The following is a 2,652-nucleotide window of genomic DNA, read 5'->3' on the forward strand; positions in this document are numbered from 1 at the left end:
GATGATCTTATCGATGTTTTGATCGATCTGGAGGTTGATGAAATCTTTGTTTCCTGTGAAACTGGCCACATTGGTCATCCCAGTTTAGGGTTTGCTCTGGATCTCTTAAGGAAGATATCCTCAAGAAGAGACGCTTTAAAGAAGGGCAAGCCTGTTCTTGGGGTGAGCACCGTTCTGACGGTGGAGAATCTGCATAGCTTTCCATATATAGCGAAGGAGGCAGAGATCGCAGGAGCAAGCTCGATCGTTATATCTAATCTCATTCCCGTTAGGAGGGAGCACGTAAAATTTGCTCTTTATGAGAATGATGATCCTCCAGAAGAGATAAGTAGGCTGATTTCTAATTCTATAACCGCACGACTTCATGCTGATGTTCCCAATTTTTCCCTCAAGACGGAGAGACACTGCCCCTTTGTTTTAAGTGATGCTCTTGCTATTCGCTGGGATGGGGAAGTTTCTCCCTGCTATCGGTTCTTGTATACCTCGGAGGAACACTATTTTAATAGAAGCAAGCTTGTTAAAGCTTTCTCCTTTGGAAATGTGCTTAGGGAATCTCTTTCTGGTATATGGATGAAGAGAGAGTACATCTGGTTTCGCTTCAAGGTCTCCTGGGGGCTTTTCCCATCATGCACGGATTGTAAGTTTAGGGAATCCTGCCACTTCCTCGAGGAAGTTGAGAACGACTGTTGGGGGAATCTTCCCTCATGTGCGGATTGCCTCTGGTGGAGAGGCATAGCCGTTTGCCCCTAAAACCCCGCGCTTTTGGCTTTCACGCACTAAGATTTGTTCTTAATTTTGCGAATAGGGGACATACGAATTACTTTCGTCTTACCTTAGAATTTTCAAAAAGATTCGGCTTTAGGGGGTGAGGAGTTTGAGTCTCTCCACTGGTTCTGCAGGCGGGGAAATGAGGGGAGAACGTCCTCGCAGGCATCCTTCTGCTCTCAGTATTCCAATGCTTTCTCTTAACGTTCTTGTGTCTTTCTTGGGAGCCATAATCGGGCTTGAGCTTATAACCAGATTGGGAATTACCACCAATACCTCCATCATTGGAGCTTTGATAGCCATTCTTAGAGCGAGGATACCTTTAAATCTCCTGAGGAATTTCAGGGATATTCACGCTCAAAATCTCGTGCAGACCTCTATATCTGGAGCTACTTTTTCTGCAGCAAATGGCTTACTGCTTCCAATAGGTATTCCGTATCTCTTGGGTAAACCGGAACTCGTGTTTCCGATGCTTGTTGGTGCCTTTATCGCGGTTGTGACTGATGCTACGATACTTTATTGGATCTTTGATAGCAAGGCTTTTCCTGCTTCTGGCACTTGGCCTCCGGGAATTGCAACCGCTGAGGCGATAATGGCAGCAGCGAGAGGAGGAAAACGCGCATTACTGTTGATTTACGGAGCTATAGGGGGGAGCAATAGGTAGACATTTTGGGATTCCAACTGATGTCTTTAAGCGAGCGGTTATCTCGTTAAGGGACTCCTCTACGATAGGGGTCATAAAGACGTTATCGTTGAAACCGTGGAAGGGGATAAGGGAAGAACGGACTTCGTAAGGATAATATTCCCAGGTGCTAACGGAAAAAGTATAGGGGGTGAAGCTCCGACCCTGGGCTTGATAGGACGTCTTGGTGGGTTAGGTGCTCGCCCTGAGAGAGTTGGATTCGTTTCTGATGGAGATGGAGCTCTAACGGTTCTTAGCGTTGCTTTGAAGCTTGCTGACATGAGGCTTAAGGGCGATTATCCTAAGGGGGATGTAATAATAACGACTCATGTATGCCCATTTGCTCCCACGAAACCTCACGATCCCGTTCCCTTTATGGATTCCCCGGTTGATATTCTTACGATGAATGCTTATGAGGTCGACGCTGAAATGGATGCGATACTTTCAATAGATACGACTAAGGGAAACAGAGTCATAAATCACAAGGGTTTTGCTATTTCTCCCACGGTTAAGGAGGGATACATACTCAGAGTTAGTGAGGATCTTCTTGATATAATGGAAATGGTAACTGGGAGGCTTCCAGTGGTGCTACCTATAACGATTCAGGATATCACACCTTATGGCAACGGTGTATATCACTTAAACAGCATAATGCAACCCTCGGTTGCTACTAAAGCTCCTGTGGTGGGAGTAGCCATAACTACGGAGGTTCCTGTGCCAGGGTGTGCAACCGGCGCTACACATCTGATTGATGTAGAGCAAGCAGCGAGATTTTGCTTGGAGGTCGCCAAGCGGTTTGGTGAGGGTAAGTGTCGCTTCTATGATGTAGATGAATTTAGACGCTTGAGAGAGCTTTATGGAGACCTTTCCTTCCTGCAGAGGGGGAGAGAATAGGTGATTATCCAGTTTTTTAAAGGGAGGGACTACCGTTTCAGCGATAGCGGAAAAACTTGCAGGCGTTAAGCTTGAAATCTGCGGTAGGATAACTCCTATGGGTACTAAGGTTTCTAAGAGAGGAAGGTCTGAAGCTTCGCATACCATTATGATAGAGAATGGGAGAGTTATTGGCATTGATGAGGAGCTTTGTAGTATCGTTGATACCCTTGGCCCTAAGGATGTTTTTATAATTTCTCCCAATATAGTTGATATGGATGGTAATGCTGCTATAATGGCTGGATCTCCTTTAGGAGGAGAGCCTGGGAAGA

At 45.8% G+C, this 2,652-nt stretch carries 4 protein-coding genes; all 4 read left to right on the forward strand.

Going from position 1 to position 2,652, the window contains the following annotated elements:
- On the forward strand, nt 1-750 hold a 750-nt coding region (locus tag J7M13_06025), incomplete at its 5' end, for an SPASM domain-containing protein (GenBank protein MCD6363536.1).
- A gap of 124 nt (nt 751-874) precedes the next feature.
- Nucleotides 875-1,429, forward strand: coding sequence for a hypothetical protein (locus J7M13_06030; GenBank protein ID MCD6363537.1), 555 nt, complete (start codon nt 875-877; stop codon nt 1,427-1,429).
- 84 nt (nt 1,430-1,513) lie between these two features.
- Nucleotides 1,514-2,341, forward strand: coding sequence for a DUF1177 domain-containing protein (locus J7M13_06035; GenBank protein MCD6363538.1), 828 nt, complete (start codon nt 1,514-1,516; stop codon nt 2,339-2,341).
- A 97-nt stretch (nt 2,342-2,438) separates the two neighbouring features.
- Nucleotides 2,439-2,652, forward strand: a 214-nt coding sequence (locus J7M13_06040) for a hypothetical protein (GenBank protein ID MCD6363539.1), incomplete at its 3' end; no start/stop codon positions are given.

Source organism: Synergistota bacterium, from assembly GCA_021159885.1.
Lineage (GTDB): Bacteria > Synergistota > GBS-1 > GBS-1 > GBS-1 > AUK310.